Source organism: Mesorhizobium sp. 01N446 (genome assembly GCF_056399285.1).
The window spans coordinates 1-605 of the sequence record NZ_JBFTRA010000035.1 but is presented as its reverse complement, the minus strand read 5'-3'; the positions used below and the strand labels follow the sequence as shown (position 1 = coordinate 605).

Sequence of the window (605 nt, the reverse complement as noted above, 5' to 3'; positions counted from 1 at the left end):
GGCGCCTGGACCTACACGGCCTCGTCGGCCCACAACGAGTTCGCTGCCGGCACCACCTACACCGACACGTTCGATGTCGTCAGCGCCGACGGCACCCACACTTCGGTGACCATCAACATCGACGGCACCAATGAYGCCGCCGTGCTGTCGGCCGATGTGCGCAACCTGACCGAGACGAACTCGGCCACCGACATATCGAGCTCGGGCACGCTGACCATCTCCGATGTCGACAGCCCKGCRACCTTCGTYGCCCAGGCCGGCACTGTCGGGACCTACGGCACCTTCGCCATCGATGCGGCAGGCGCCTGGACCTACACCGCAAGCTCGGCCCACAATGAGTTCGCCGCCGGCACCACCTACACCGACACGTTCGATGTCGTCAGCGCCGACGGCACCCACACTTCGGTGACCATCAACATCGACGGCACCAATGACGCCGCCGTGCTGTCGGCCGATGTGCGCAACCTGACCGAGACGAACTCGGCCACCGACATATCGAGCTCSGGCACGCTGACCATCTCCGATGTCGACAGYCCKGCRACCTTCGTYGCCCAGGCCGGCACYGTCGGGACCTACGGCACCTTCGCCATCGATGCAGCGGGAGC

1 protein-coding gene is annotated in these 605 nt (G+C 65.9%); it reads left to right on the top strand.

The features are described from left to right. A partial coding sequence (locus tag AC1DPX_RS35095; protein WP_477242596.1) for a VCBS domain-containing protein occupies nt 1–605 on the top strand: 605 nt, incomplete at both ends.